This is a genomic window from Desulfuribacillus stibiiarsenatis (assembly GCF_001742305.1).
Classification (GTDB): domain Bacteria; phylum Bacillota; class Bacilli; order Desulfuribacillales; family Desulfuribacillaceae; genus Desulfuribacillus_A; species Desulfuribacillus_A stibiiarsenatis.
Genome location: NZ_MJAT01000021.1, coordinates 1 through 1,275, shown reverse-complemented (window position 1 = coordinate 1,275; position 1,275 = coordinate 1). Strand labels below are relative to the sequence as shown.

Genomic DNA, 1,275 nt, shown 5'->3' with positions numbered 1-1,275 from the left:
TTGCCTGTGGCTATACAGATATGCGCAAATCGATAGACGGTCTTGCTGCCCTTGTTCAAGAAACCTTCGGAATGGACCCTTTTACCCCTAGACTCTATCTGTTCTGTGGCAGAAGACGTGATCGCCTCAAAGCACTGCTTTGGGAAGGCGATGGATTCATCCTCTTGTATAAACGTCTTGAAAACGGAAGCTTCCAATGGCCCCGATCGACAGAGCAAATCAAATCTCTTACCTGGCAGGAATTGAAATGGTTATTAGAAGGCTTAGCAATTGAACAACCCAAGGCGATTAAACCAGTAAAACCAGGCGCAATTTGTTGAACAAAAAGTTGCTACAAACCGCGCCAATACTGGTTTTTCCCCTGTTTTTATGGTATAATTTAACCATGAAAATGATGGGAGACAAGCCGTTCATGGATGCTAAGGATACCTATATTCAACAACTAGAAAACACCATAAAGAACTTAGAACAACAACTCCAGAACCTTACCGAGATGGTCATTAACCTCCGGAAAGGTAAGTTCGGTAGCTCCAGCGAAAAGACACCTCGTGAAGAGATCAGTGCCCAACTCAACCTGTTTAATGAGGCGGAACTAGAAGCAAATCCTCATATTCCTGAACCCATCGTAAAAAACGTACACGGCTATACGAGACGTGATCCCAAAACCAAACGCGAGATACTACTAAAGGATCTTCCTGTCAAAGAAATCCTATGCGATATTTACAAAGAAGATCAGTACTGCGGGAACTGTGCCACCACCCTTAAGCCGATTGGGAAAGAGTTTGTGCGTGAGGAACTCGAATACATACCTGCCAAATTACAAATCATCCGTTATGTCCGCATGTCCTATGAATGTTCAAAGTGTAAACATACGGATACACCTTATATAGAAAAGGCGTTAACACCGTCTTCCTTAATGAATCATTCTTTAGCATCTCCTAGTACAGTCGCTCATGTCATGTACCAGAAGTATGTGAATGCCGTACCGCTCTATCGTCAAGAAAAGGACTGGGAGCAACTGGGTTTTACCCTATCCAGAGCAACAATGGCGAACTGGATGATTCGCTGTTCGCAGGATTATCTGTATCCTGTCATCGATTACCTACGGCAACAGCTCCTAAAGCGGGATGTCCTTCATTGTGATGAGACTCCGGTCCAGGTATTAAAGGAAGAAGGCAGAAAGCCGCAGTCTACATCCTACATGTGGCTGTATCGTTCAGGAAATGATGGGAAACAACCAATCATCTTGTTCGATTACAAAACCACCCGTAGTGG

The 1,275-nt window shown here is 44.1% G+C and carries 2 protein-coding genes; both read left to right on the top strand.

Annotated features, from left to right (window positions below; genetic code table 11):
- Window positions 1-320, top strand: a 320-nt coding sequence (gene tnpB / locus BHU72_RS07875) for an IS66 family insertion sequence element accessory protein TnpB (protein ID WP_069702087.1), incomplete at its 5' end; no start/stop codon positions are given.
- A gap of 92 nt (window positions 321-412) precedes the next feature.
- Window positions 413-1,275: IS66 family transposase (gene tnpC, locus BHU72_RS07870; protein ID WP_176720439.1), on the top strand; the 863-nt coding region annotated here is incomplete at its 3' end.